General features: G+C 51.9%; 28 protein-coding genes. 11 read left to right on the top strand and 17 right to left on the bottom strand.

The annotated features are described in order from the left end of the window. Window positions 1–46: 46 nt before the first annotated feature. From lolC to cobB, 4 genes are all read left to right on the top strand, one after another. The gene (lolC, locus tag GTPT_RS12515) at window positions 47–1246 is read left to right on the top strand and encodes a lipoprotein-releasing ABC transporter permease subunit LolC (RefSeq protein ID WP_025901788.1); all 1200 of its coding nucleotides are present in this window, start codon (window positions 47–49) and stop codon (window positions 1244–1246) included. Continuing rightward, window positions 1239–1943: a lipoprotein-releasing ABC transporter ATP-binding protein LolD gene (gene lolD, locus GTPT_RS12510; protein WP_025901789.1), complete on the top strand. Its 705-nt coding sequence runs from the start codon at window positions 1239–1241 to the stop codon at window positions 1941–1943. The genes lolC and lolD overlap by 8 nt, the downstream gene beginning before the upstream one ends. Continuing rightward, on the top strand, window positions 1943–3187 hold the full coding sequence (lolE, locus tag GTPT_RS12505) for a lipoprotein-releasing ABC transporter permease subunit LolE (protein WP_025901790.1): 1245 nt from the start codon (window positions 1943–1945) through the stop codon (window positions 3185–3187). Before lolD ends, lolE begins: the two co-directional genes overlap by 1 nt. A gap of 400 nt (window positions 3188–3587) precedes the next feature. Next, complete coding sequence (gene cobB, locus GTPT_RS12500) at window positions 3588–4424, top strand: Sir2 family NAD+-dependent deacetylase (protein WP_029989317.1); 837 nt, start codon at window positions 3588–3590, stop codon at window positions 4422–4424. A 286-nt stretch (window positions 4425–4710) separates the two neighbouring features. Here cobB and potD read toward each other — a convergent pair whose 3' ends face one another. The 4 genes from potD to potA all read right to left on the bottom strand — a co-directional run bounded on the left by potD (window position 4711) and on the right by potA (window position 8909). Next, window positions 4711–5754, bottom strand: coding sequence for a spermidine/putrescine ABC transporter substrate-binding protein PotD (gene potD, locus GTPT_RS12495; RefSeq protein ID WP_025901792.1), 1044 nt, complete (start codon window positions 5752–5754; stop codon window positions 4711–4713). Window positions 5755–5772: 18 nt separating this feature from the next. Beyond that, a complete protein-coding gene (potC, locus tag GTPT_RS12490) occupies window positions 5773–6543 on the bottom strand; it encodes a spermidine/putrescine ABC transporter permease PotC (RefSeq protein WP_025901793.1) in 771 nt (256 codons plus the stop codon). A gap of 400 nt (window positions 6544–6943) precedes the next feature. Beyond that, entirely contained in the window at window positions 6944–7810 is an 867-nt protein-coding gene (gene potB, locus GTPT_RS12485; RefSeq protein WP_038011505.1) for a spermidine/putrescine ABC transporter permease PotB, read from the bottom strand. Continuing rightward, window positions 7794–8909, bottom strand: a complete 1116-nt coding sequence (gene potA / locus GTPT_RS12480; protein ID WP_025901795.1) for a spermidine/putrescine ABC transporter ATP-binding protein PotA — start codon at window positions 8907–8909, stop codon at window positions 7794–7796. The genes potB and potA overlap by 17 nt, the downstream gene beginning before the upstream one ends. A 52-nt stretch (window positions 8910–8961) precedes the next feature. Here potA and GTPT_RS17940 point away from each other — a divergent pair, with 52 nt between their 5' ends. Together GTPT_RS17940 and pepT are read left to right on the top strand one after the other, a co-directional pair. Next, window positions 8962–9087, top strand: coding sequence for a hypothetical protein (locus GTPT_RS17940; RefSeq protein ID WP_277871014.1), 126 nt, complete (start codon window positions 8962–8964; stop codon window positions 9085–9087). Window positions 9088–9200: 113 nt separating this feature from the next. After that, window positions 9201–10499 (top strand): peptidase T, encoded by a 1299-nt coding sequence (pepT, locus tag GTPT_RS12475; RefSeq protein WP_025901796.1) that lies wholly within the window; start codon window positions 9201–9203, stop codon window positions 10497–10499. Here pepT and GTPT_RS12470 read toward each other — a convergent pair. From GTPT_RS12470 to rluE, 8 genes are all read right to left on the bottom strand, one after another. Then, window positions 10469–11599 carry a ribosomal protein uL16 3-hydroxylase gene (locus GTPT_RS12470; protein ID WP_025901797.1) on the bottom strand — a complete coding sequence of 377 codons (1131 nt, stop codon included), beginning with the start codon at window positions 11597–11599 and terminating at the stop codon, window positions 10469–10471. The two genes, pepT and GTPT_RS12470, sit on opposite strands and share 31 nt — an antisense overlap. A gap of 69 nt (window positions 11600–11668) precedes the next feature. After that, window positions 11669–13108, bottom strand: coding sequence for a two-component system sensor histidine kinase PhoQ (gene phoQ / locus GTPT_RS12465; protein WP_029989315.1), 1440 nt, complete (start codon window positions 13106–13108; stop codon window positions 11669–11671). A gap of 7 nt (window positions 13109–13115) precedes the next feature. Next, complete coding sequence (gene phoP / locus GTPT_RS12460) at window positions 13116–13787, bottom strand: two-component system response regulator PhoP (protein ID WP_025901799.1); 672 nt, start codon at window positions 13785–13787, stop codon at window positions 13116–13118. 106 nt (window positions 13788–13893) lie between these two features. After that, window positions 13894–15264: an adenylosuccinate lyase gene (gene purB / locus GTPT_RS12455; protein ID WP_029989314.1), complete on the bottom strand. Its 1371-nt coding sequence runs from the start codon at window positions 15262–15264 to the stop codon at window positions 13894–13896. Between the two features lie 45 nt (window positions 15265–15309). Further along, window positions 15310–15951 carry a high frequency lysogenization protein HflD gene (hflD, locus tag GTPT_RS12450; protein WP_025901801.1) on the bottom strand — a complete coding sequence of 214 codons (642 nt, stop codon included), beginning with the start codon at window positions 15949–15951 and terminating at the stop codon, window positions 15310–15312. A gap of 14 nt (window positions 15952–15965) precedes the next feature. After that, a complete protein-coding gene (gene mnmA / locus GTPT_RS12445; RefSeq protein WP_025901802.1) occupies window positions 15966–17081 on the bottom strand; it encodes a tRNA 2-thiouridine(34) synthase MnmA in 1116 nt (371 codons plus the stop codon). 63 nt (window positions 17082–17144) lie between these two features. Continuing rightward, complete coding sequence (locus GTPT_RS12440) at window positions 17145–17603, bottom strand: NUDIX domain-containing protein (RefSeq protein WP_025901803.1); 459 nt, start codon at window positions 17601–17603, stop codon at window positions 17145–17147. 59 nt (window positions 17604–17662) lie between these two features. Beyond that, a complete protein-coding gene (rluE, locus tag GTPT_RS12435; RefSeq protein ID WP_029989312.1) occupies window positions 17663–18277 on the bottom strand; it encodes a 23S rRNA pseudouridine(2457) synthase RluE in 615 nt (204 codons plus the stop codon). A gap of 346 nt (window positions 18278–18623) precedes the next feature. Here rluE and icd point away from each other — a divergent pair, with 346 nt between their 5' ends. Beyond that, entirely contained in the window at window positions 18624–19874 is a 1251-nt protein-coding gene (gene icd, locus GTPT_RS12430) for an NADP-dependent isocitrate dehydrogenase (RefSeq protein WP_029989310.1), read from the top strand. Window positions 19875–19983: 109 nt separating this feature from the next. On the opposite strand, the gene GTPT_RS12425 is transcribed toward icd, so the two are convergent. From GTPT_RS12425 to GTPT_RS12410, 4 genes are read right to left on the bottom strand one after another with little or no spacing between them, the layout of a single operon-like run. Next, complete coding sequence (locus GTPT_RS12425; protein WP_029989308.1) at window positions 19984–21111, bottom strand: phage integrase Arm DNA-binding domain-containing protein; 1128 nt, start codon at window positions 21109–21111, stop codon at window positions 19984–19986. Beyond that, entirely contained in the window at window positions 21092–21337 is a 246-nt protein-coding gene (locus tag GTPT_RS12420; protein WP_029989306.1) for an excisionase, read from the bottom strand. Before GTPT_RS12420 ends, GTPT_RS12425 begins: the two co-directional genes overlap by 20 nt. 2 nt (window positions 21338–21339) lie before the next feature. Then, complete coding sequence (locus GTPT_RS12415) at window positions 21340–21609, bottom strand: hypothetical protein (protein WP_051170674.1); 270 nt, start codon at window positions 21607–21609, stop codon at window positions 21340–21342. Further along, entirely contained in the window at window positions 21609–22238 is a 630-nt protein-coding gene (locus GTPT_RS12410) for a hypothetical protein (RefSeq protein ID WP_071780079.1), read from the bottom strand. The genes GTPT_RS12415 and GTPT_RS12410 overlap by 1 nt, the downstream gene beginning before the upstream one ends. A gap of 547 nt (window positions 22239–22785) precedes the next feature. Here GTPT_RS12410 and GTPT_RS17990 point away from each other — a divergent pair. Both GTPT_RS17990 and GTPT_RS12405 read left to right on the top strand, forming a co-directional pair. Continuing rightward, entirely contained in the window at window positions 22786–23034 is a 249-nt protein-coding gene (locus tag GTPT_RS17990) for a hypothetical protein (protein WP_338418906.1), read from the top strand. A 6-nt stretch (window positions 23035–23040) separates the two neighbouring features. After that, complete coding sequence (locus GTPT_RS12405; protein ID WP_338418907.1) at window positions 23041–23760, top strand: BRCT domain-containing protein; 720 nt, start codon at window positions 23041–23043, stop codon at window positions 23758–23760. Here GTPT_RS12405 and GTPT_RS12400 read toward each other — a convergent pair. Further along, window positions 23746–24438: an XRE family transcriptional regulator gene (locus GTPT_RS12400; protein WP_029989302.1), complete on the bottom strand. Its 693-nt coding sequence runs from the start codon at window positions 24436–24438 to the stop codon at window positions 23746–23748. The two genes, GTPT_RS12405 and GTPT_RS12400, sit on opposite strands and share 15 nt — an antisense overlap. 126 nt (window positions 24439–24564) lie before the next feature. On the opposite strand from GTPT_RS12400, the gene GTPT_RS12395 reads away from it, so the two are divergent. Together GTPT_RS12395 and GTPT_RS12390 are read left to right on the top strand one after the other, a co-directional pair. Beyond that, complete coding sequence (locus GTPT_RS12395; protein WP_029989300.1) at window positions 24565–24789, top strand: transcriptional regulator; 225 nt, start codon at window positions 24565–24567, stop codon at window positions 24787–24789. Window positions 24790–24839: 50 nt separating this feature from the next. Next, window positions 24840–25388, top strand: coding sequence for a YmfL family putative regulatory protein (locus GTPT_RS12390; protein WP_038011502.1), 549 nt, complete (start codon window positions 24840–24842; stop codon window positions 25386–25388). Window positions 25389–25403 lie beyond the last annotated feature (15 nt).

Raw genomic sequence — 25403 nt, 5'->3', positions numbered from 1 at the left:
TATCATCCTGATACTGAATTTCAGGCAACCGTCCGGGACGGATTTCATGTACCAACCCGTAGCTCTGTTTATAGGTCTGCGTTATATGCGCGGACGTGCATCCGACCGTTTCGGTCGGTTTGTGTCATGGTTATCAGCCATTGGTATCACTTTAGGGGTGCTGGCGTTAGTCACCGTCCTCTCTGTGATGAATGGATTTGAACGACAACTTGAAGGCAATATTCTGGGGCTGATGCCCCAGGCGCTGGTGACCAGCGACAGCGGCAGTATCAATCCGCAGAAGGTGCCTGCGGATAGCCTGCATCTGCAGGGTGTTTCGCGGATTGCACCGCTGACAACGGCGGATGTGGTGCTGCAGAGTGCCCACAGTGTCGCGGTCGGGGTAATGCTGGGGATCAATCCTCAGGAAAAAGATCCACTGATCCCCTATCTGGTGGCTGGCTCGGCGAATGATCTGCAACCCGGGTCCTATCGCGTTATTCTTGGTGCCCAACTGGCCAGTCAGCTGGGCGTTCAGCCAGGTGATCGACTGCGCCTGATGGTACCTTCCGTCAGTCAGTTTACCCCTGTCGGACGGATCCCCAGTGAGCGTATCTTTACCGTCGCAGGCACCTATGCCGCCGACAGCGAAGTCGATAGCTATCAGATCCTGGTCAACCAGCAGGATGCCTCGCGGGTGATGCACTATCCCGTGGGTAACATCACCGGCTGGCGTCTGTGGCTGGATCATCCGCTGGATGTAGATCAGCTGAGTCAGCAGACGCTGGCGCATGGCTTACAGTGGAAGGACTGGCGTGAGCGCAAGGGCGATCTGTTCCAGGCGGTGCGTATGGAAAAAAATATGATGGGGCTGTTACTGAGCTTAATTGTTGCGGTCGCCGCGTTTAACATCATCACTTCCCTCGGTCTGCTGATTATGGAAAAGCAGGGAGAAGTCGCCATCCTGCAGACCCAGGGGCTGACACGCCGTCAGATCACCGCCGTATTTATGGTTCAGGGAGCCACTGCCGGAATTGCCGGTGCTCTGCTTGGAACACTGGGCGGGATACTGCTGGCCAGCCAGCTGAATCACCTGTTACCGGTCATCGGACTGTTCCTCGACGGTGCAGAATTACCGGTTGATATTAATCCGGTGCAGGTCGTGACTATCGCCGTAACGGCAATGATCGTGTCGTTGCTGGCCACTCTTTATCCTGCATGGCGCGCTGCCGCTGTGCAACCCGCTGAGGCTTTACGCTATGAATAACTCGCTGTTGCTGCAATGTGAGCAGCTGTGCAAACGCTATCAGGAAGGTAGCGTACAGACTGACGTACTGAAGGAAGTCTCCTTCACCCTGCAACCTGGTGAAATGACGGCGATTGTCGGCAGCTCAGGTTCCGGTAAAAGTACCTTGCTGCATCTGCTGGGGGGGCTGGATTCGCCGACCTCCGGCGAAGTCCTGTTTAAAGGTCAATCGCTGAACCGGATGTCTGCGGCGGCGAAAGCGGAATTACGTAACCGTGAGCTGGGCTTTATTTACCAGTTCCATCATCTGTTACCTGACTTTTCGGCGGTGGAAAACGTGGCGATGCCGTTACTGATCGGCAAAAAAAGCAGCGCTGAAGCCTTACAGCGTGCCACAGAGATGCTGGCTGCGGTGGGTCTTGCAGCGCGTGCAGCCCACCGTCCGTCGGAGCTTTCCGGGGGGGAGCGGCAGCGTGTCGCCATCGCCCGTGCGCTGGTTAACCGGCCGAGTCTGGTGATGGCGGATGAACCGACCGGTAACCTGGATGCGCGGAATGCCGATGCTATCTTTCAGTTACTGGGGGAGCTTAACCAGACGCAGGGGACAGCCTTCCTGGTGGTGACCCATGACCTGTCACTGGCAAAACGACTCAGTCGTCAGATGGAAATGCGCGACGGGAAATTAACCGCGGACGTCACTCTGACAGGAGCGTTGTAATGCGGCTTCCGTTATCTTTACTGCTGGCATTCCGGTTCAGCCGGGGCCGTCGCCGCGGCGGCATGGTCTCGCTGATTTCAGTTATTTCCACGGTCGGCATTGCGCTGGGGGTAGCGGTACTGATCATCGGACTCAGTGCGATGAACGGTTTTGAGCGCCAGCTGAACGAACGAATTCTCAGCGTGGTACCTCACGGTGAAATTGAGCCGGTGCATCAGCCTTTTACAAACTGGCAGCAACTGATCGCCCCGATTGAGCACGTCCCGGGGATTGCCGCGGCGGCAGGCTATATTAATTTTACCGGCCTGGTGGAAAGCGCCAGCAAACTTCAGGCCCTGACGGTCAAGGGCGTTGACCCGCAGGCAGAAAAGCGGCTCAGTTCGTTACCGATGTTTGTGCAGGATAACCGCTGGGCAGATTTTCGTGCCGGCCAGCAACAGATCATTCTGGGTGGCGGGATCGCTAAATCCTTATCGGTGAAAACCGGTGACTGGATAACCATAATGATCCCGAATAATGACGGTCAGAACCGCCTGATGCAGCCGAAAAGGATCCGCCTGCAGGTCGAGGGTATTCTGCAACTGAGCGGCATGCTGGATCACAGTCTGGCGCTGGTCCCGCTGGCCGATGCCCAGCGTTATCTGGAAATGGGCGACAGTGTCACCGGCATTGCGCTGAAAATGAGTGATCCGTTTAAAGCGGTCAGTCTGGTGCGTTCTGCCGGGGAAGTCACCCATAGCTATGTCTATATCCGGAACTGGATCAGCACTTACGGCTATATGTACCATGATATTCAGATGATCCGCGCCATTATGTATCTGGCAATGATCCTCGTGATCGGGGTCGCCTGTTTTAACATTGTCTCCACGCTGGTGATGGCAGTGAAGGATAAGAGCAGTGATATTGCGGTGCTGCGTACTCTCGGGGCCGGCAACCGCCTGATCCGTGCCGTATTTATCTGGTATGGCTTGCTGGCAGGTCTGGCCGGGAGCATTGCCGGGGTCATCGTCGGGGTGTTCGGGGCGCTGAATCTGACCGCGATAATCCGCGCACTGGAAAAGGTGACCGGTCATCACTTCCTGTCCGGAGATATTTACTTTATCGATTTCCTGCCTTCGGAACTGCACTGGCTTGACGTCTGGTCGGTATTGGTGACCGCCATTTTACTTACCCTGCTGGCCAGCTGGTATCCGGCCCGCCGCGCCAGCCGGATTGATCCGGCCCGGGTGTTGAGCGGTCAGTAACATTCATCCCTGCCGGTTTCACCGGCAGGGATGATGAGCGTCATTCTTCACTGTTCCTGAACGGACGCCTTGTTTTATTCACAGACCCGATCGCCTGATTGATCTGAACCGCCACTGCCTGTGGTTCAGCCAATATCCCTGCGGTCATTCTGTCTGCCCCGCAGGGGCCTCTCGCCAGCATTTTGCAGAATATCATGGCAATCCGTAGTACCTTGCGTGACAAAAGCCACCGACGGGGAAAGGTTTAGGCCTTTGCCGAAAACTGTTATTCTTATCCGGCACTGGTTGCCGTATGGCCTGCCAGTGTTCTGCAGGTGCTCATCAGTGACAGAGTTAAATAAAGACACTCTGTGGCTTCAGCGTCTGCAATTTTAAGAAGATATGCAGCAGAGGAATTGATATGCGAACACCGCGACGCCGCGTCCGGATCAGTCGTTTTCGTAAACAGAAACGTAAGAGACATTTACGGGTACGACAGTCTATTTTCGAATCTGATCGTCATGAACAGCGTCTGGCGATGACCCGCCAGCCGAAAGTGGTGATACTGACCGGTGCCGGGATTTCGGCAGAATCCGGAATACGTACATTTCGGGCCGAAGACGGACTGTGGGAAGAGCATAAAGTCGATGATGTGGCGACGCCAGAGGGATTTCAGCGTGATCCACAACGGGTACAACAGTTCTATAATCAGCGGCGTCAGCAGTTAGCCTCCGCAGAAATTGCCCCCAATGCTGCACATTATGCACTGGCAGAACTGGAATCGCTGCTGGGGGATAACCTGTTACTGGTGACCCAGAACATCGATAACCTGCACGAAAGGGCGGGGAGTCAGCGAATTATCCATATGCATGGCGAGTTGCTGAAAGTACGCTGTGAGAATACGGACCAGGTGATCCCGTGGCCGGGTGATATCAGTGATAATGACCGCTGTACCTGCTGTCAGTTTCCTTCAGTGCTGCGCCCGCATATTGTCTGGTTTGGTGAGATGCCGCTGGAGATGGATCGCATCTATCAGGCACTCCGGGAAGCCACATTGTTCATCGCCATCGGAACATCCGGCCATGTCTACCCGGCGGCAGGCTTTGTTCACGAAGCCCGTTTGCAGGGGGCGCATACGGTTGAACTGAATCTGGTTCCCAGCCAGGTGACTTCTGAGTTTGCCGAGCGCCATTACGGCTCGGCCAGTGAACTGGTACCGGAGTTTATCAGCGGTTTAATCCGGTCTCTGAAACGCTAACCTGGCAACTTACCGCATATATGCAGTCCGGTAATATGAACTGCATCCCAAAAGCCGGATATCCCGCTGAGTAAGGTGCAGTTTTTTATGGCAGCGTCACAATCCCCCTCAGCCACCGGCGTTACGGCCAACCATCACAGCCCTGCTGGAAAAGACAAAACCAGTCTCCGCTGAATCGCTGTTTGTTGAGATAACATCGGGACGATGATGGGCAGGGCGATGAACCTTCGGGCGGCTCTGCAGTCTCACTAATAAAAAACCCCGCAACAGGTGGCGGGGTTTCAGGTTATTCGCCTGCTTTCAGTTTCTGGAACAGGGTTTCATAGAGCCGGCTGGCATCACCGACATCATCCTGCCATTCGCCGTTCTGTAATACGCTGGCTGGCGGATACAGTGACGGGTCATTCGCAACATCTGCTGGCAACAGTTTACGTGCCGCCAGGTTCGGGGTCGGGTAACCGATAGTCTTCGCCACTTTTGCCGCAATATCCGGACGGAGCAGGAAGTTGATCAGTTTCAGCGCACCGGCTTTATTTTTGGCATTGGCCGGGATCGCCAGGTTATCCATCCAGAAAATCCCGCCTTCTTTCGGCCAGATAAACTGCAGCGGTGTTCCCGCCTGACGGGCCACATAAGCGGAACCATTCCAGATCATTCCCAGGTTAACTTCCCCTTCCATAAACGGGTTGCCCGGGTTATCTGAGTTAAAGGCCAGCACATTTGGCATTAACAGGCGCAGTTGCTGATAGGCCTCTTCAATCTGTTTCGGGTCACGGGTATTCCCGGAGTAACCCAGTTTACGCAGGGCTATCTGGAATACTTCACGAGCGTCATCGGTCAGCAGAATGCTCTGACGGTATTGCGGTTTCCACAGATCAGCCCAGCTGGTGACAGTTTTCGGGTCAATCGCACTGGTATTGACGCCGATAGCCGTCGCACCCCAGATGTAGGGCACAGAGTATTCATTGTTCGGGTCGAAAGATTTATTCAGCAGCGCCGGGTCCAGATTTTTAAAGTTGGATAGCTGCGATTTATCGATCTTCGCCAGCATGCCTTCTTTACGCATTTTCGCCACGTAGTAAGACGAAGGAACGACCAGGTCATAAGCGCCGTCTTTCCAGGTCTTCAGTTTTGCATACATGCTCTCGTTCGACTCATAGGTCGAATAAACCACTTTAATGCCGGTTTCTTTGGTGAACTGCTCCAGCAGTCCGTCCGGTACATATTCGGTCCAGTTATAAAAGTAGAGCGTTTTACTGTCATCGGCCCGTGCAGCTGACAGGGTGAATGCTGCGGTCAGAGCAACCAGTAAAAGTGATAGCTTTTTCATTCTTATCCTCGGTAACTTTTAATGTTTATCACGTGTCAGCCATTGGCTGCAGGCCACCAGAATCAGCGACAGGCAAAGCAGTAAGGTCGCCAGTGCATTCACTTCCGGAGAAACGCCCACTTTCACCATCGAATAGATCTTCAACGGCAGGATCTCAAACGTCGGCCCGGTCACAAAGGAGGACACCACGACATCGTCCATCGACAGAGTGAAGCTCAGCAGCCAGCCCGCCGCAATTGCCGGAAGTGCCAGCGGAAAAATAATCCGGCGCAGGGTCGTCAGTTCATTAGCGCCCAGATCTTTGGCAGCTTCCAGCATACGAATATCAAAGCCCTGCAGCCGCGAAAAGACGGTGATCACTACAAACGGCAGACAAAAAGTAATATGTGCAATCAGCAGGGTCCAGAAACCGAGTGAAATCCCCAGTAGCATAAACAACACCAGCAGGGAGATGGCCATCACAATGTCCGGTGACATCATCACGACAAACAGCATGCCGTTAACCAGGGGCTTTCCCCGGAACCGGTAATGGTATAGCGCGACGGCGGTCATACTGCCCAGCAAGGTTGCACAGGTTGCGGAGGTGACCCCAAGCAGCAATGAGTGCCTGGCGGCCTGCAACAGACTGTAGTTATTCAGCAGCACGTTGTACCAGTGCGTTGTCCAACCCTGCCAGTTAATACCAAATCGCGACTGATTAAATGAATTGATGACCAGGATGGCAATCGGGATATAAAACCAGGCGTAAATGATCGACATAAAGCCGTTACGGATCCAGCGCATTAGCATAAGAAGCCCCTGCGTAAGACTTTTTCAGTCGGGAGATGGCGGGGGAAAAGCCCCGAAGTTAGGTTATTTTTGACCACTCGTGTATTTGCCTCACCTGCCTCGATACAGTGCGTATATTCATCTGTTAGTTGATAAGGCCGCGCATTCTACACGATTTTATCCTAAAGCACGATTAGCTGAGGCACTTAAGTGATGAAACAGGCCTGAAGACACACGGTTAACCCGGCATCCCGGGGGGCTGTTGCCTGCCACACACCTCCGACGCGATTTTACGCGGCAGGTGTTGTACATCTGCGTAATCTGCATCGGGCACAGGCGGTTAAGACAGCCGCCAGCCAGACGCAGAGAAACAAAAGGGGAGGCCGGTATCTCCGGACCTCCCCCTGTCGGTGACGCAAACTTAACGGTCAATACCGATGATTTTTTTGTTCATCGCCTTCGCGGAGCGCCAGTACAGAAGTAACATCAGCCCCATCAGAACCGTCATAATAATGCTGGTGGCAGACCCGGCAGGCCAGTCCCTGAGCGATAAGAACTGGGTTTTAATGACATTACCGATCAGCAGGTTTCTGGCCCCCCCCATCAAATCGGACACATAAAACATCCCCATCGAAGGGATAAACACCAGCAGGCACCCGGCAATCACGCCCGGCATCGTCAAGGGCAGAATTATCCGCATAAAAGTCTGCACCCTGCCAGCCCCCAGGTCCCGTGCAGCCTCCAGACAAGGCTTATCCAGCTTTTCCAGACTGGAGTAGAGCGGCATCACCATAAAAGGCAACAGGATATAGACCAACCCCAGGATCACCGCTTCGGGGGTATACATAATCCGTAACGGCTGGTCGATAGCCCCGGCCCAAAGCAGGAAGCTATTGAGTAATCCGCGGACACTCAGGAAAATTTTCAGTGCATAGATACGGATCAGCGAGTTAGTCCAGAACGGCAGGATCAGTAAAAACAGCATTAGCGGACGCCAGCGTACCGGCAGACTGCTCAGGCACCAGGCAAACGGATACCCCAGTAGCAGACAGCAGGCCGTCGCAATAAAGGCCATATTCAGGGAATGCACCAGTACATCAATGTACAGCGGATCCGCCAGCCGACGATAGTTACTCAGCGTAAATACCATGCGGATGAAATTATTGTCGTCCCGGGTCAGAAAACTGGCCAGCAGTATCATCAGGTTCGGGGCCAGCACAAACAGCACCAGCCAGCCGGTGATCACTGCAACAACAACAGTCTGAAAGCGATTACGCATCAGCTTCATAGGGCAATACAACCTCCCAGTGATTGACCCAGCTTACGGTCACTTTTTGATTGAGCAGATAATCGAAATCAGGATCATCTTCGTTGAAGAATTCACTCACGGTAATGCTCTGACCATTATCCAGTTCAACCACCGATTCAAGCGTACTGCCTTTATAGTTCCGTTCGCGGATATATCCGGTCAGGCCCTGGGCACTGCCTGCATTTTGCACTTCGTCGATACGCAAATCTTCCGGGCGCAGCAGCACATTGACACGGTCTCCTTCGCTGACCGGGAACGGACAATGTACCTGATATTCGCATCCGCTGATTTCAACCTGAGTGGCCCCGTCCGCCCCGGTTCGGATGACCCGGCCATCGAACAGGTTAATCTCTCCGATAAAACGGGCAACAAACAGGTTAGCGGGTTCTTCATAGATAGCGCGAGGTGAGCCATCCTGCTCAATCTTTCCGTCCCTGAGAACCACAATACGGTCCGACATGGTCAGGGCTTCTTCCTGGTCATGGGTGACGAAAATAAAGGTAATACCCAGTTTACGCTGCAATGCTTTCAGCTCGTTCTGCATCTGCTTACGTAATTTGTAATCGAGAGCCGACAGGGATTCATCCAGTAACAGGACCTTAGGCCGGTTAACCACGGCCCGGGCAATCGCTACGCGTTGTTGCTGGCCCCCGGAGAGTTGTGAGGGTTTACGGTCGGCAAATTCCTGTAAGCGCACCATCGTCAGAGCTTCATTGACGCGCTGTTTAATTTCAGCGGCGGGGGTTTTCTGCATCCGTAATCCGAACGCCACGTTATCAAAAACGTTCATGTGCGGAAACAGAGCATAGCTCTGAAATACGGTATTGATATGACGTTTTTCGGCGGGCAGATGAGTAATATCCTGACCGTCCAGTGTGACCTGCCCCTGATCGGTGTTTTCCAGTCCGGCAATCAGGCGCAGAATGGTGGTTTTACCGCACCCGGAAGGTCCCAGCAGGGTCACAAACTCGCCATGTCCGATGGTGAGGTCGAAGTCAGCAACCACTGACTTCCCGTCAAAGGCTTTACTGATGCCAGAAAGCGTAACCAGCGCCTGTTGCGCGCATGTTTGCGTCATTTTAGTCACTCAGTTGAAATGAGAGCAGATAAGCAAAACCAGCCAGGCTGGCTTGCCACAATTTAAGCGCGGGATGATACCTGAATTATCCCTGATTGCCAGTGAAACAGGCCGTCAGGGCCTGAACCGCCAGTCAGTCGCGGCAGAGAAAGCGCCGGGACTGGCGCTCGCCGGGTAACCATGACCTGAAAGAATTAGTTAAAAATAATAACCGAATGATTTATGACCCTGGACAAAATAAAACCGCGACGCAGGGGCAATAATACCTTTCGGGTTAAAGAGGAGGGTATTATGGAGCAATTACTGGAGAGATTTTTAGAATATGTTCAGATAGATACTCAATCAAAAATACAATGCCGGGCCGTTCAGGTCCCCAGCAGTGAAGGGCAATGGTTGCTGGCCACGGTGCTCAAAGCTCAGCTGGAGTCACTGGGCTGTGTTGATATTAGTTTAAGTGAGCACTGCTGTCTGATGGCGACATTGCCGGCGAATACCACGGCAAAGGCCCCGGTGATCGGATTTATTGCGCATCTGGATACCGCGCCGGATTTTACCGGCAAACATGTCCATCCTCTGCTGGTGGAAAACTATCGTGGCGGTGATATTGCGCTGGGAATAGGGGATGAGGTGCTGTCGCCGGTACTGATGCCGGTATTGCATGAACTGCATGGCCATACACTGATCACGACGGACGGCAAGACCCTGTTAGGTGCCGATGATAAAGCCGGGATCGCAGCCATCATGACAGCACTGGCAAGGCTGAAGTCCCGTCCTCACGGGAAAATTCGGGTGGCATTCACCCCGGATGAAGAAACCGGGGCCGGGGCACCGTTATTTGATATTCAGGCCTTCGGTGCAGACTGGGCCTATACGGTCGATGGCGGCGGTTTGGGTGAATTTGAATATGAAAATTTTAACGCGGCCGATGCGGTGATCCGTATCAACGGACAGAGTGCGCATACGGGATATGCTAAAGGGAAGCTTATAAATTCTCTGGAACTGGCCTGGGCATTTCACCGTCAGTTACCGCAGGATGAGAAGCCGGAGAAGACAGAAGGAGATGCAGGGTTCTGGCATCTTCACTCACTCAAAGGGAATGCGCTGAAAGCGGAAATACATTATCTGATCCGCGATTTTGACGACCATCATTTCGCCGCACGCCAACAGACACTGGAAGCCATTGCTGAAGAGATGAATCAGACGTATGGCGGAAAAGCGACAGTTTCGGTCGTTTTTCATGAGAGCTACCGCAATATGCGCAGTAAAATAGAAGCGCATCCACAGGTGATTGAGCTGGTCCTGCGGGCGATGGACAAGAATGGTATCCGGCCGAAAATAAAGCCTATCCGTGGCGGGACGGATGGTGCATTCCTTTCCTGGCGGGGATTACCTTGCCCGAATCTGTTTACCGGTGGATTTAACTTCCACAGTAAATATGAGTTTGCATCACTGGATATTATGGAGCAAAGCGTGGAGCTGATCGCCAGCATCGCGGAGCTGGCCTGCGAGGGTGAGGCCGCAACACTCCATAAAGGTGCGGTTGCGGCCACCGGGCGCGGTTATTCTTCCTCGTCGCCAAAATACCAGTAACCGCAATTCACCAGGCCGGCCAGCTGGCTCAGGAACGCAGGATCATCCAGCGCATCCCCGAAGTCAGCAACTCCCAGCGAGGGCTTGTTAGCCAGTGCGTGTAAGGCATCAGGCCAGGCACTACTCAGGCTCTCGCCATTAATAAAGACGGTATCATTGTATTCTAACACCCGTAACCCGCCCAGACGGGTAAGCGGTTCACCCTGCTGCAATGCCTCCAGCACTTCATCCGGCTGGTAGGGCGGTTCAGGCGGGGCAACATCCAGTTCATGACGTGACTGGGAAATAAACTCCCCGAACCACTGGCTGAACGTGGCCGGCTCATTGATCAAATCCGTCATCATCTGACGAATACGGTCAGTTTCACTGCTCAGAACCTGTGAGGGATTCTCGCGCAGTGGCAGGTCCGGGTCACTGTAACGGTGTGTCCCCAGCTCATTTGCCAGCATGTAATCGGCAAAGCTGCTCAGCAGTTCTTTACCTGACGGCGCACGGAACCCGACCGAATAATTCAGGGCATTTTCCAGTGAATAGCCTTCATGCGGAAATCCTGGCGGGATATAGACAATATCACCAGGTTCCAGCACTTCATCAATAATGGCCTCAAAGGGTTTCACCTGTAACAGGTCCGGATGAGGACAATGCTGCTCCATCCGGACATTATTACCGACCCGCCAGCGACGGCGGCCGCTGCCCTGAATGATAAAAACATCATACTGGTCCAGATGCGGGCCGACTCCGCCCCCGGGGACAGAAAAAGAGATCATCAGGTCATCCATACGCCAGTCAGACAGGGCGCGGAAAGGTGCCATCAGTGCGGCAGACGGGGCATGCCAGTGGTTGACGGCCTGAACCAGTAATGACCAGTGGGTTTCTCCAAGATGGTCAAAACTTTCAAACGGGCCGTGGCTGACCTGCCATTTATCACCTTCCTGTGAAACCAGGCGGCTGTCGGTTTCGTTTTCCATCGCCAGACCGGCCAATTCATCGGGGGTGATGGGATCCGTAAACCCGGCGAATCCCTGCCGGATAACGACCGGTTTTTTCTGCCAGTAAGTCGCCAGAAATTCCGGCCAGTTAATTGAAAGTGAGTAGTCCATAGACGCCTGCTGTTGTTCTGAAGTAATCTCGCCAGTATACCAGCCCGCGGAGGGTTACGTCCGGCCAATTTACATCTGCTGGAGCCGGAAAATCACTTCCATACGTGTCCCCCCAAGGTGGCTGCTATGGGCAATAATATCGCCCTGGTAGCGCTCCACAATTTCCCGGGCGACTGCCAGCCCGATCCCCTGGCCGGGCCGCAGCGTATCTGCCCGCTGGCCGCGCCGGAAAATCAGGTAACGCTTACTGTCAGGGATCCCGGGGCCATCGTCATCGATAAACAGATGTAATGCGGTGTCGGTCTGGCGGGCCGTGATTTCGATAAATTCCAGGCAATACTTACAGGCGTTATCCAGCAGATTCCCCATCACTTCCATAAAGTCATTCTGGTCTCCGCAGAAGGTGATCTCCGGTGAAATATCCAGCGTCAGGTCGACCCCTTTACGTTTATAAACTTTATTTAAAGCAGAACAGAGACTGTCAGACAGTGCCGATACGGAATGCAGATCACGCTGCAGCGGATTATGGTCTGCCTGCAGGCTGGCCCGGTGCAGATAGTAGCCGATCTGCTGCGAGATACGGCTGATTTGCTCAAGCATTACCGGTTCGGCTTCTTCAACACTGATAGCCGCGCCGCCCCGCAAAGAACGCAGTGTACTCTGCAGGACGGCGAGGGGGGTTTTCAGACTGTGAGTCAGGTCGGATAAGGTATTGTGGTAGCGCAGCCCCTGCTGACGTTCATTATTCAGCAAAAGATTAAGATTACGTACCAGACTGCGCAGTTCCTGTGGGGGAGTCGGGTCAAGACTTTCCCTCTGACTGGTCTCCAGCTCATGGATCTGCGCGGCCAGATGGCCGATAGGCCGCAGGCTCCAGCGTGCAGCCAGCCACAGCAGGGGGATCACTAACAGTAAATTGGCGGCCAGCACATAACTGAACCACATCCACACCACATTAGAGTGCTGCAGCTCCTGGGGAATAGAGTCCACGACGACGATAGTCAGGGCTGGCAGGCTGGGAGTTGCATCGTACCGGCTGACCGCCACGGAGTGGGTAAAGGTCTCATCGCTATCGAGCTGGCTCATCTTCTGTCTGGCTTCCCGGTTATCCCCGATGGCTTCCAGACTGGTGCGGTTATTGGTATCTATTTCATAGAAATCACTCTTCATCAGCCAGCCGGGGCGGATTTCAGAACGGATTTCCGGGACATCGCGGAGTTGCCAGAGCAGTCGCCCATGTTCATCATAGATAAACACCAGTGTCGGAAAATTCAGTTTGATCCGCTCAGGTTTGGCGATAGTCAGTTTATTATCCTGCCACTGAGCCAGCGTAAAAAAGAGGTTACTTTCACCGCGCATGACACGGTAGGTATTGTTATCGAAACCGATGGCATAACCGAAAACGGCCACTACACCATAAGACAGCGAAAGAAACAGCACAAGCACAGAGGCTGCCAGCAAAAAACGCACCCGCAGTGAAAGGGGAGCCCGCCTGGACAGCCACGGCAGCCAGTGTTTACCGGCACTCAAAACGATAGCCCTGGCTGCGGACGGTCGTGATCACTTCACCGTCGTGCAGTTGCTGGATTTTCTTACGCAGGCGTCCCATCAGTACATCGATAGTATGGCTTTCCCGCAGTTCGGCATCGGGATAGAGCTGTAGCATCAGCGATTCTTTACTGACCACTTTACCGGCATTACGGATGAGCATTTCGACAATGGTATATTCGAACACCGTCAGGCGAACGGTCTGACCGCTGATGGTGAGTTCCTTGCGGGATAAATCAACCTGAAACGGCCCGTATTCAATCAGTTGCGAAGCATGACCACTGTTACGACGCATCAGTGCCTGCAGGCGGGCCGCGACTTCTTCAATATGAAAGGGTTTGGTCACATAATCATCAGCACCGGCTTCCAGTGCCTCTACTTTTGCCTGCCAGCCTTCGCGGGCAGTCAGCACCAGGATAGGCTGTTTCACTGCCTGCATCCGCCATCGCCGGATAAGGCTCATACCATCCTCCCCGGGCAGGCCCAGGTCGATTAACGCCACATCGGGTTCATGTTCTGTCAGAAAATAATCGGCTTCACGGGCATCTTCTGCCACATCCACCTGGTGGCCCATATCCCGTAGCTGTACAGCCAGGTGATGACGTAATAACGCATTATCTTCAATAACCAGCACACGCATAATAACAACCTCAAAGGCAGGCAGGAAAAACTATGGGGGGATTATACGTGAAATGAAGTAAACAGGGGATTAACGCAGACCGGAAACTCCGGCCTGCGCAACAGACTTATTTCAGAGAATCCACCAGTTTCACGGCGTGGCCGATATAGTTGGCAGGTGTCATGGCTTTCAGACGGTTTTTTTCGTCTTCCGGCAGCGGCAGGTTATCGATAAACTCCTGCATCCCTTTTGCATCAACGCGGCGCCCGCGGGTCAGTTCTTTCAGTTTTTCGTACGGTTTTTCGATACCGTAACGGCGCATCACGGTCTGTACCGGTTCGGCCAGCACTTCCCAGTTACGGTCCAGCTCTTCCAGCAGACGGTCTGCATTCACTTCCAGTTTGGAAATGCCTTTCAGCGTTGACTGATAAGCAATAACCGCATAGCCGATACCCACACCCAGATTCCGCAGTACAGTCGAGTCGGTCAGGTCACGCTGCCAGCGGGATACCGGCAGTTTCGCGGCCAGATGCTGTAAGACCGCATTAGACAGGCCCAGGTTACCTTCGGAGTTTTCGAAGTCGATAGGGTTAACTTTGTGCGGCATGGTCGAAGAGCCGATTTCACCGGCAATGGTTTTCTGTTTAAAGTGATTCAGCGCGACATAGCCCCAGATATCACGATCGAAATCGATCAGGATGGTGTTAAAACGCGCGACACAATCGAACAGCTCCGCGATGTAATCATGAGGTTCAATCTGCGTGGTATAAGGATTCCAGCGGATACCCAGCGAAGTGACAAACTCTTCGCTCAGACGATGCCAGTCCACTTCCGGGTAAGCGGCCAGGTGGGCGTTATAGTTACCTACGGCACCGTTGATCTTACCCAGCACTTCCACCTGCTCTAACTGGCGGACCTGGCGGGCCATACGGTAAGCAACGTTCGCCATCTCTTTACCCATCGTCGACGGGGAAGCCGGCTGACCATGGGTACGGGAAAGCAGAGGCAGATCACGGTATTCTTCGGCCAGACCTTCGATAGCCTGTGTCAGTTGTTTCCAGTACGGCAGGATCACTTCACGACGTGCTGTTTCCAGCATCAGGGCGTGAGACAGGTTATTGATATCTTCAGAGGTACAGGCGAAGTGAATAAATTCAGAAACCGCATGCAGTGCAGGCACCGCTTCGACTTTTTCTTTCAGAAAATATTCCACGGCTTTGACATCGTGGTTAGTGGTGCGCTCAATTGTTTTGATACGCGCCGCATCTTCTTCGCTGAAATTGTCGACAATCTGGTCAAGGAAAGCGTTTGCGTTGGCGTCAAATGCAGGAACTTCCCTGACTTCTGCGGTTGAGGCCAGCTTCTGTAGCCAGCGAACTTCAACCTGAACACGGAACTTCAGTAAACCAAATTCACTGAAAATTGCGCGCAGCGGGCTGACTTTTTCCCCATAGCGTCCGTCAACAGGGGAAACGGCGGTCAGTGCAGATAATTCCATCAGTGCAACTCCTGAATTATTGTAAAAGCAGTAAGGCTGTCGCCGTTAAACGCCGGGCGACAAACGGGATAAAATGAGTTTAGCTTCGTCTACGATCCGTGACCGGCTGAACATCAGGTGCAGGCGTCCGCCCCCGACTTGCTGCCAGAGCACGGCGGCACGGATACCGGTCAGCAGGGCTGCGCGAATTTTACTTTGTACCAGAGAGTTCTGCAGGATAGCCGACGAGCCTGTGACCTGGATCCGCGGTCCGACAGGGCTTATCACATCCACATAAATCCCTGCAATGGCAGCGGTGATCGTCTCTGACTCCAGCTCATAAAACTGTAATTGCCGGTCGAGCTTCGCAATACGCTCGCTCAGTTCTGCCATGGCTTTGCTGTTTTTATGCAGCTTACGCTCCAGCATCAGCAGGCTAAGGGTATAACGGGTAATTTCTGCGCCAGCACCCTGACGGGAAGGATTATGAAGCACGGCGATTAAGGACTCCAGCCCGAAACGCAGGTTCGACTCATCATTACCATACACGGTCAGTGTATCGGCAGGGTTGAGATCCAGCAGACTGCGGAGGGAAACCTCAAAAACATCCTGCGGGCAATGGCCCTGATGGGCCAGTTGCTGTGCCAGATGTGCTGCCTGACAAACCCCGGCCAGTGCCAGGGTAATATCATAAATATTTTTCGCCACTGCGCCTCCGGGGGCTATTGTGCTATCGGCAGCGGCAGGCGTTGCTCGATGACGCCTCCACCCAGACAAACATCGCCCAGATAAAAGACTGCGGACTGACCCGGGGTAACTGCGGCAACAGGCGCATCGAAACGAACGTCTATTCTGTCATCGGACAGCGGAGTGACGGTGCACGGAATATCGGTCTGACGGTAGCGGGTCTTAACGGTACACCGCAGTGGTTCGGTCACCGGCTGACGGTCGACCCAGTCCAGTTGCTGAGCAATCAGGCCCACAGACATCAGTCGCGGATGTTCAGCGCCCTGAGCAACGATAAGACGGTTACCGGCCACATCTTTATCCACCACATACCATGGATTATCATTACTGTCTTTCAGGCCACCGATCCCCAGTCCTTTACGCTGCCCCAGGGTGTGATACATCAGCCCCTGGTGTTCGCCTAATACCTGTCCGTCGGTGCTTTCTATCACCCCGGGCTGTGCCGGAAGATAGCGGGCCAGGAAGTCGCGGAACTTGCGCTCACCGATAAAGCAGATGCCGGTGGAATCTTTTTTACGCGCCGTGACCAGGTCCAGTTCTTCCGCGATGCGGCGGACTTCCGGTTTTTCCAGCTCACCGACCGGGAACAGGCTTTGTGCAACCTGCTGGTGGCTCAGGGTATACAGGAAATAGCTCTGGTCTTTATTGCTGTCCAGGCCACGCAGTAACTGGCTTTTACCGTCTTTATCCTGGCGGCGGACATAATGCCCGGTGGCTATCAGATCGGCACCCAAATCTTCGGCGGCAAACTCCAGGAATGCTTTGAATTTGATCTCTTTGTTGCAGAGAATATCAGGGTTAGGGGTACGGCCTGCTTTGTATTCTTCCAGGAAATGTTCAAACACATTGTCCCAGTATTCAGCGGCAAAATTAATCTTATGCAGCCGGATCCCCAGTTTATCGCAAACCGCTTGTGCGTCAGCCAGATCGTCGGCTGCGGTACAGTACTCTTCTCCGTCATCTTCTTCCCAGTTCTTCATGAACAGGCCTTCAACCTGGTAGCCTTGCTGCAGCAGTAACCAGGCAGAAACAGAGGAATCAACGCCGCCGGACATCCCGACGATTACTTTTTTTTGACTATTGTCAGACATGACCTACTCACACAAGACGCATTTAAGAAAAACTGGCGGCACATTCTACCATGATGCCTGCGGTTACGCATCCCCGGAGGAAGGCCAATTGAACGCGCAGACAAGGCTGAGCGGATAACGTTCGCCCTGCTGCCAGAGACGGACACTCTCTGCAACCAGCACCGAACGCAGGTTCTTTGCCTGCAGGATGTCCCCGGGCGACAGCCAGTGACAGCGGGTGATATCGCTGTCCTGCGGGGCGGTTTCCGCACAAAAGGGGAGGTCGAGGCCGAAAAGAAAGCGGATAAAAGGCGTCTTATCCGGGGCGATCCATTGATGAACCCCGAGAAAATAGTGCGGTTCTGCCTTCAGACCGGTTTCTTCATACAGTTCCCGGCAGGCTGCCTGTAACAGAGTTTCATCCGCTTCCAGGTGCCCGGCGGGCTGGTTAAGCGTTGGCTTGCCGTTAACGTCTTCCTCAACGACCAGTAACTGACCTTCGGCATGGACAAGGCAGGCAACGGTGATATGCGGACTGAACATAATGACCTCCGGTTTAAAGTGACCGACCCCGGCAACCGGTACCGGGCAGAATGGTCAGCTTACACCGCGGGGGATACTTCACGCCAGTCACCGTTCCCGAGATTATCGAGGGTATAACTGCCGATGGCATAGCGGATCAATCGCAAGGTCGGAAAGCCGATAAAGGCAGTCATCCGACGCACCTGCCGGTTACGTCCTTCATGAAGAACAATTTTCAGCCATTGGGTCGGGATAGATTTACGTTCACGGATCGGTGGCTGACGGGGCCAGAGCCACGCCGGTTCAGGGACTTTTTCGACGCCGGCCGGTAACGTCAGGCCATCTTTTAACACCACACCGTCCCGAAGACGCTGCAGAGCCGCTTCGTCAGGTTCACCTTCCACTTGAACGTAATAAATTTTTGCGGTGCGTTTTCCCGGTTGTGTCATCCGGGCTTGCAGTTTGCCATCGTTGGTCAGCAGTAACAGCCCTTCGCTGTCCCGATCCAGACGGCCGGCAGCATAAACCCCGGCCACGGGGATAAACGCTTTTAATGTCTGACGGCCACCTTCATCGGTAAATTGCGGCAGGACATCAAACGGCTTGTTAAACAGTATCACTCTGCGGGGGGCAGACTCTTTGGTCACGGCAGCAGGACGCCGTGGGCGTCGCGCGGGTCGGGATTTATTTTGCATAATCTTACTTCTTTAGGGGCGTCGCGGCAGTATAGCCTGAACTGCAAGGGCAGACACCAGCAGAAAGCACAGGAGACGGGCGCAGGGAGAATAACTGCTGGTTTTTCGAGCACTTACTCTGAGCCGTATTTCCGCGGCAGACATCACACATCGGGCGGGTGAATCCGACGCGATGTGAATAAAAGACTTATCAGCGACCACTTTTTGGGGTAATACTCTTGGTATGCGTGACACAGGAAAGCGTCCGACAGGTTCGGTTTTTTTGCATGCTATTGCCGGAGAATTGCAGTAATATTTCCCGGCGCATTACAAATCATTAACATAAAATCGCTCGAAGGAGAGGTTGATGGAAAGCAAAGTTGTCATTCCGGCGGAAGGTCAGAAAATCACCCTGCAGCAGGGTAAACTGGTTGTTCCTGAAAACCCGGTGATCCCTTACATCGAAGGGGACGGAATTGGTGTTGATGTTTCTCCGGTAATGTTAAAAGTCGTTGATGCCGCGGTAGAGAAAGCCTACCAGGGCAAACGTAAGATTTCATGGCTGGAAATCTACACCGGTGAAAAATCCGTTGAGCTGTATGGCCCGGATGTCTGGTTGCCACAGGAAACCCTGGACCTGATCAAAGAATACCGCGTTGCCATTAAAGGCCCATTGACCACTCCTGTAGGCGGCGGTATCCGTTCTCTGAACGTGGCACTGCGTCAGCAACTCGATTTGTACATCTGTCTGCGTCCTGTCCGCTACTACCGCGGGACCCCAAGCCCGGTAAAACGTCCTGAAGATACTGATATGGTCATCTTCCGTGAGAACTCTGAAGATATCTATGCCGGTATCGAATGGAAAGCCGGCAGCGCAGAAGCAGATAAAGTGATCAACTTCCTGCGTGAAGAAATGGGTGTGAAGAAGATCCGTTTCCCTGAGCAGTGTGGTATCGGGGTCAAACCGTGTTCTGAAGAAGGTACCAAGCGACTGGTGCGTGCAGCGGTGGAATACACCATTGCTAATAACCGCGACTCCCTGACGCTGGTTCACAAAGGCAACATTATGAAATTCACCGAAGGTGCTTTCAAAGACTGGGGCTACCAGTTAGTGAAAGAAGAATTCGGCGGTGAATTGCTGGATGGCGGCCCGTGGATGACCTTTAAAAACCCGAACACCGGCAAAGACATTATTGTCAAAGACGTTATCGCCGATGCCTTCCTGCAACAGATCCTGCTGCGTCCGGCAGAATATGATGTGATTGCCTGTATGAACCTGAACGGCGACTACATTTCAGATGCGCTGGCAGCACAGGTGGGCGGGATTGGTATTGCTCCGGGAGCGAACATCGGTGATGAATGTGCACTGTTTGAAGCCACCCACGGAACCGCACCAAAATATGCCGGCCAGGATAAAGTTAACCCTGGCTCAGTGATCCTTTCCGCAGAAATGATGCTGCGTCACATGGGCTGGACCGAAGCAGCCGATTTAATCATTAAAGGTATGGAAGGAGCCATCGCGGCCAAAACCGTCACCTACGATTTCGAACGTCTGATGGACGGCGCTAAGCTGCTGAAATCCTCAGAGTTTGGTGATGCGATCATCAGCCATATGTAATCCGGCCACACCGCAGATACATAAGCACGGGTTCTGAAAAGAGCCCGTTTTTTATTAGCGTGCTAAGGGTTATCAAAATATTATCAAAACGAGTTATCAAAACCCGGTCCTAAATCGCTATCGTGATCCAGTCTTTTCCCCGGTCGTCGTGATATTTATCCGTCTGTTGTTGTGATTTATGACCCAGCAGATTTTTAGTATCTATCCCCTGAGCTTTATACAGACGTTCTGACAATGATCGCTGTTCATGAAAGGTAGCCGGCGTTCCTGCGCCCCAGTCAATATTGGCTTTATCCCTGGCCTTACTGAAATTTGTGGTAAGGGTATTCGGTGTGACCTGTGCTCCCCGTTCTGATTGTGAGGTCGTACGGAAGTAATGAACCAGGAAAGGACTGACGGCGTAATCTCTGCAGCGCCTGATAACATCATCCAGAGTCACCCCTAATGCATCGCATTGTAAGCTGACAGGGATAGCCAGCCTGGTCCCCGTTTTCTGCTGAACAACGTGCAGGTGTCCATCCCAGACATCACTGAATTTCATTCCGGAAATATCGCCCAGCCTCTGGCCCGTGACCACTGCCAATAGCATGGCGTTACCCATGTATTTATGCTGTCTATCAGCAATGGCAAAAATCTTATGCCACTCCTCAAGGCTGAGTCTCTGGCGGGTAACTTTTATTCTGGGCTGTCTGGTGGCGAGGGCAGGGTTATGTCCCGGCGGAACTTCTCCGGCATGTTGTGCTTCTTTGAAAACATCAATCAGAACGGATCTTATGACCTGGGCCATCCTGTGCTGCCCCTGTGACTGGTATTGATCAAGGATCTGCGCAATATCCCTTACAGAGACATCAGCAATCCCCTGCTGTCCGCACTTTTCTGTAAGCAGGGCGACGGGTTTAGTTTTCTGTTTATAGGTATTCGGTTTTATATCACCGCTGTTCAGCCGATCTTCCTGGATTTGCCGATAGCGGGTGATCCATCCGTTCACACTGATACCGTGGCCCTTTACTGAAGATATGCGGTCCGTGAGCGCCATGATCTGCCGGCTGCGTTGCTCTGCCAGGCGAATATTCGCTTCGATAGCTATCGCTTTTGCTTCATCTTCATTGCTGCCGAGGGGGTGGAACTTACCCGTCACCGGATGTTTATATCGCCAGTAGACCTTGTTCACCTTACGGCTATAAAGGGGGTAAAGGTTGGGGATGCTGACATTATTTTTACGGGGTCTGGCAGCCATCGGTAAGAATCCTCAGTAACAGGGGAGAATCATTCCTCCGCACTTCGGGCATGCTTAATTCCCCGACAAGTTCAGCATCTTCACGAACGCGCCAGAACCGGCCTTGTTTACTTGCCGGTGGCAAAAAGAGCTGTTGTTTAGCGTAACGTCTCAGAGTTGACAGGCTCGGAGGGTTGCTTTTGTATTTCTCCGTAGCCCATTCTTCCAGTGTCAGCATCTGTATCATGATTATCCTCCCTTAAACTCCTTCCGTAACGAACTATTCCCCTCAGCCACAAGGTTAAGACCAAAGAGCTTGTCCATTTTATCATCAAGAATTGACCATCCTGTCTTCTGCCATAATTCACCTGAATACCAGCGAGCCACAGGCTGACCTGATTCATCAACCATCTGATTGCCTTGCATCCTGAAAAATTCATCCGGACTAAAGTATTCATGCTTTACGGCTTTCCCCTCACTCATGGCCTTCTTAGCGTCTTCCCAGGTCATTGAGTACATTAATCAGCTTCCTGTTTTGTTTGGGCACTAATGGCATTAATACCTGCATCGGTAAGCTGGTGGTTTACGTTATCCAGTGAAATACGCATAACCAGCAGGTCTGAAACATACTGCGAATAGAGCTCATAGAACCGGTTAAGAAACTGGATCATGGCCTGGCGGGGTGTCAGGGGACTGATCACACTGGCGAGAGGTTCGATACCCTCCAAAATGGGCCACGGCGTACCATCATCCAGGTCGAAATCGCGGCGTTCTGTAGCCAGTAAGGTAAGGTCTGCATGTTTAACCACTGAACTCATTACTGCCGGCAGTCCATAATTCATCCGGATCACCATTTCAACAATACGTTCAATCCGTCGGTAATCAGGCAGCAAGCCTTTAAGCGGAGAAGACACATCACCGAGATAGGCTTCCTGGGCATCATGCATTAGTGCTTCAAAGGCAAATTCCGGTGGCACGATATGGCTGGCCAGAACTGAGTGCTGGGCCACACTGTAAAACTCATTCAGCTGGCCGGTGAACCTGCAGATATTGGACAGCCCGCAAGCGATATCGTCGATACAGATTTGCTCAGGCCGTGGGCTGATGAAATTGAAGTGCTCACCGCTGTTTGTATAAATCCAGGACATAATTTATTTCTCCACTAAACGACTGCAATCGTTGATTTTTGGTTGCAAAAATCCCTCACCAGTCGGGTGCTAAATTCAGTAGCTTTAGAGTGGCTGGTGGACTACTGCAACAATCCACAGCCGGTGGTTCTCCACACTGGAGAGGGCTGTGCGCTGGAGTTGAACCAGCAATCAGTTAAGGAGCCTTATCACCGTCGGGTGTTTACACAACGAAGAGGGCATTACATTTGACCACCTTACGCCGCGTTGCCCGTAACGCTGCCTTTGCGACCTGACAACCATGCCGCCAGGGGAGGTTACACAGGTGCTGGCCATATATCCGGCGTAACACCCTCTTCGTTGTGTGCCACATTGACGCAGTGGCTTCGGCCTTTAACGTTTTCCTGTATCGATATCATTCTCCGTTTTTATGTGTTCCGCTGCGGCGCCCCGGTCGGGCATCACCATACGACTCTGGATGCTGAGTTGCATCACCGGTGTTACCTATCACCGTCGGCTTAGCTGTGTGTTAGAAATATCATAACAACTTTAAGGTGTAATTTAGTTGTTGTCATGTGGACTGCCAACAACTTTATGTGGTTTGAATGAAATAGAAAAAAGGAGTATCGATATAGGAAAACTAAATGGAGGTTGTATGATTTCAGGGACGGAAATTTATAATTATTCGATGATTAGAGATAAGCTTTTCAACAACTTAGTGAGTATTATCGATGGTATTTTGTCAGATGGTAAGGTGAATGATATTGAAATTGTTTATCTCGCTACATGGTTGAGGGAAGCGGAAGAAATATCATAAAATCATGTGGTTAGGTCTCTTCTTTTTCGGGTGAATAACATCCTTTCAGAGGGCAAACTCACCGTTCAGGAGAAGGAGGACATAAAGACTTTCCTTTCTGATATTCCGCGAGAATTACTGGATGTGCCAAATATCGATTTTTATAGTGCTGAATCGGATATAAATTTGTTAACGGGGCTTTGTAAGGGTATTGCAGCAGACCGTTCACTTTCAGAGGAGGAAATCAGGTATCTCAATTGGTGGCTGAGACAAAACAGTACGTTGAAGAACAACTATCCGGGGAAGGACCTATACAAGTTAGTTAAAGAAATACTAGCTGATAAGGTGGTAACGGAAGAAGAAAGCAGGCGGCTTTATAATGCAATTTGTGCATTTTCCGGGGCAAATCTTGATGATGGTGTAGTTGAGGGGTTATCTACTCGTTTGCCATGCGATGAAATAGACAGCATAGATTTCTCAGGTTCAACTTTTTGCCTTACAGGCACTTTTCTGTGCGGAAATAGATCCGTAATATCAAAAAGAATAGTCGATGCTGGTGGCGATATTAAAGATTCAATTACTAAGAAAATCAATTATCTTGTTGTTGGCACTCTATCTTCGAAAGCCTGGAGGTTCTCAGCACATGGCAGGAAAATTGAAAAGGCTATCAGCTATCGGGATGAGCTCCTGACGGGTATCAAGATCATCACTGAAGATGATCTTATCCGTTTTTTACCAGCTTCTTGACGACCAGAATACCCGGCCAATCACAGTTATCCTTTGCTCTTTTTCTGCTAAAGTCAGAATTTCGTCCGGGTATTCCTCTTTATTAAAACTGCGAAGTAATAGCCCACCATCCGGGCGGTTAATCAGTATTTTAACCCGTAACAATACACCGTCTCGAATTGCGTACAAATCATCGTCTCTCACGGGATATGTGTTACTAAGGTCAACGGCAACCATATCACCATTTTTCAAAACAGGGTAAAGGCTGCTACCGTTTATTTTGACAATTCTGGCGTTCGACGGCGTGACACTATTGTTTCTAAGAAAGTCATCTTTACGGAAAGGAAAGGTCGATCCCTCGCTTTCTATTACCTCGGCCGAATATCCGTCACTATCAGATAATTCAATATCCAATATTGGTATCTCTGTGAATATTTTCGAATCCCTGGATGTCTCCTCACATTCCTTGTTCACGTATTCAGTTTTCTGATCATTAGTATCGACTTCTCCAAACTGAAGCCAATGTTCGGCCACATCAAGCGCGGCAGCGATGACTTTTAGATTCCTGGGATTTTGGGTGACTCCGCTTTCGATCTTACCTATCGCCTGCTGAGAAACACCAACCTTATCAGCCAGTTCCTGCTGACTTAATTTTTTCTTTTCTCTGGATTCGCGCAAACGCTCGCCTAATGTGCCCACAACCATCTCCTCTATTTATGCGCACATTACAACTTTATGTTTTAACTATCCAACACCTAAAAGTTGTTATATTGGTTGTTGATGTTGTATGCTCACAACTGAAAAATCACCTTATCGAGAGAATGTATGAAGACCGAGACCGATGCTTTAAAGGAAGCCATTGAAATTGCGGGCGGTCAGTCAGAACTTGCCCGGAAAATTTCTCAGGCTTCATCTTCAAACGTAAAGCAGCAACAGATATGGAACTGGCTGAATCGGGAACAGAAAACCCCGTCAAAACATGTTTTGTTAGTGGAAAAGGTTACCGGTGTTCCCCGGGCTCGCCTCCGTCCGGATCTGTATTTGGATTAAGAGTATGCAAAAGGGCTAAGTAGTTAAACCACAGCTAAGAGGCATTCACCGTGGATCAGAGGAACTGGAAAGTAGAAAAGCAGCCGGACTGGTACATCCAGTCTGTGAAGAAAAGTATCACTGATTTACCTGGTGGTTATGCAGAAGCCTCCGACTGGATCGGAGTTACTGAAAACGCACTGTTTAACAGACTTCGTCACATTGGTGATCAGGTTTTCCCGATGGGTTGGGCAGATGTATTGCAGAAAGCGGGTGGAACTAACCATGTTGCACATGCTGTCGCTAGAGCTTCAGGTGGTGTCTTTGTACCAATGCCGCCGGACCTCGGTGAAATCGACAATGCAGACATTAACCAGCGCCTGCTGGAAGCCCTGGAGCAGATAGCGGCTTACTCCAAACAGGTCAGGGAAGCGATTGAAGATGGAGTCATTGAGCGTCACGAAAGGGAAGCTATAGACGATGAACTTTATCTGGTCATCAGCAAATTACAGGAGCACACAACTCTGGTTTACAGGATTTATTGCGAGGCAGAAAAGGTGAACGCCCCAAGTTGCAGCTCAGGGCGTTCGGGTGCGACCAAAACTTGTGTGGAGAAATAATCGCATGAACATTCT

This window comes from Tatumella ptyseos ATCC 33301, from assembly GCF_000735525.1.
Classification (GTDB): domain Bacteria; phylum Pseudomonadota; class Gammaproteobacteria; order Enterobacterales; family Enterobacteriaceae; genus Tatumella; species Tatumella ptyseos.
The sequence above is the reverse complement of the archived record's forward strand: the minus strand, read 5'-3'. Positions and strand labels throughout refer to the sequence as shown.

Bases quoted from the DNA above. Each gene is read 5' to 3' on its own strand.
- phoP (WP_025901799.1), bottom strand. From the start codon at position 13,787: ATGCGTGTGCTGGTTATTGAAGATAATGCGTTATTACGTCATCACCTG.
- GTPT_RS12470 (WP_025901797.1), bottom strand. From the start codon at position 11,599: ATGGACTACTCACTTTCAATTAACTGGCCGGAATTTCTGGCGACTTAC.
- GTPT_RS12415 (WP_051170674.1), bottom strand. From the start codon at position 21,609: ATGTACTCAATGACCTGGGAAGACGCTAAGAAGGCCATGAGTGAGGGG.
- pepT (WP_025901796.1), top strand. From the start codon at position 9,201: ATGGAGCAATTACTGGAGAGATTTTTAGAATATGTTCAGATAGATACT.
- GTPT_RS12425 (WP_029989308.1), bottom strand. From the start codon at position 21,111: ATGGCTGCCAGACCCCGTAAAAATAATGTCAGCATCCCCAACCTTTAC.
- cobB (WP_029989317.1), top strand. From the start codon at position 3,588: ATGCGAACACCGCGACGCCGCGTCCGGATCAGTCGTTTTCGTAAACAG.
- icd (WP_029989310.1), top strand. From the start codon at position 18,624: ATGGAAAGCAAAGTTGTCATTCCGGCGGAAGGTCAGAAAATCACCCTG.
- GTPT_RS12410 (WP_071780079.1), bottom strand. From the start codon at position 22,238: ATGTCCTGGATTTATACAAACAGCGGTGAGCACTTCAATTTCATCAGC.
- lolE (WP_025901790.1), top strand. From the start codon at position 1,943: ATGCGGCTTCCGTTATCTTTACTGCTGGCATTCCGGTTCAGCCGGGGC.
- rluE (WP_029989312.1), bottom strand. From the start codon at position 18,277: ATGCAAAATAAATCCCGACCCGCGCGACGCCCACGGCGTCCTGCTGCC.
- potD (WP_025901792.1), bottom strand. From the start codon at position 5,754: ATGAAAAAGCTATCACTTTTACTGGTTGCTCTGACCGCAGCATTCACC.
- GTPT_RS12420 (WP_029989306.1), bottom strand. From the start codon at position 21,337: ATGATACAGATGCTGACACTGGAAGAATGGGCTACGGAGAAATACAAA.
- purB (WP_029989314.1), bottom strand. From the start codon at position 15,264: ATGGAATTATCTGCACTGACCGCCGTTTCCCCTGTTGACGGACGCTAT.
- lolD (WP_025901789.1), top strand. From the start codon at position 1,239: ATGAATAACTCGCTGTTGCTGCAATGTGAGCAGCTGTGCAAACGCTAT.
- potB (WP_038011505.1), bottom strand. From the start codon at position 7,810: ATGAAGCTGATGCGTAATCGCTTTCAGACTGTTGTTGTTGCAGTGATC.
- GTPT_RS12395 (WP_029989300.1), top strand. From the start codon at position 24,565: ATGAAGACCGAGACCGATGCTTTAAAGGAAGCCATTGAAATTGCGGGC.
- potC (WP_025901793.1), bottom strand. From the start codon at position 6,543: ATGCTAATGCGCTGGATCCGTAACGGCTTTATGTCGATCATTTACGCC.
- GTPT_RS12440 (WP_025901803.1), bottom strand. From the start codon at position 17,603: ATGTTCAGTCCGCATATCACCGTTGCCTGCCTTGTCCATGCCGAAGGT.
- mnmA (WP_025901802.1), bottom strand. From the start codon at position 17,081: ATGTCTGACAATAGTCAAAAAAAAGTAATCGTCGGGATGTCCGGCGGC.
- lolC (WP_025901788.1), top strand. From the start codon at position 47: ATGTACCAACCCGTAGCTCTGTTTATAGGTCTGCGTTATATGCGCGGA.
- potA (WP_025901795.1), bottom strand. From the start codon at position 8,909: ATGACGCAAACATGCGCGCAACAGGCGCTGGTTACGCTTTCTGGCATC.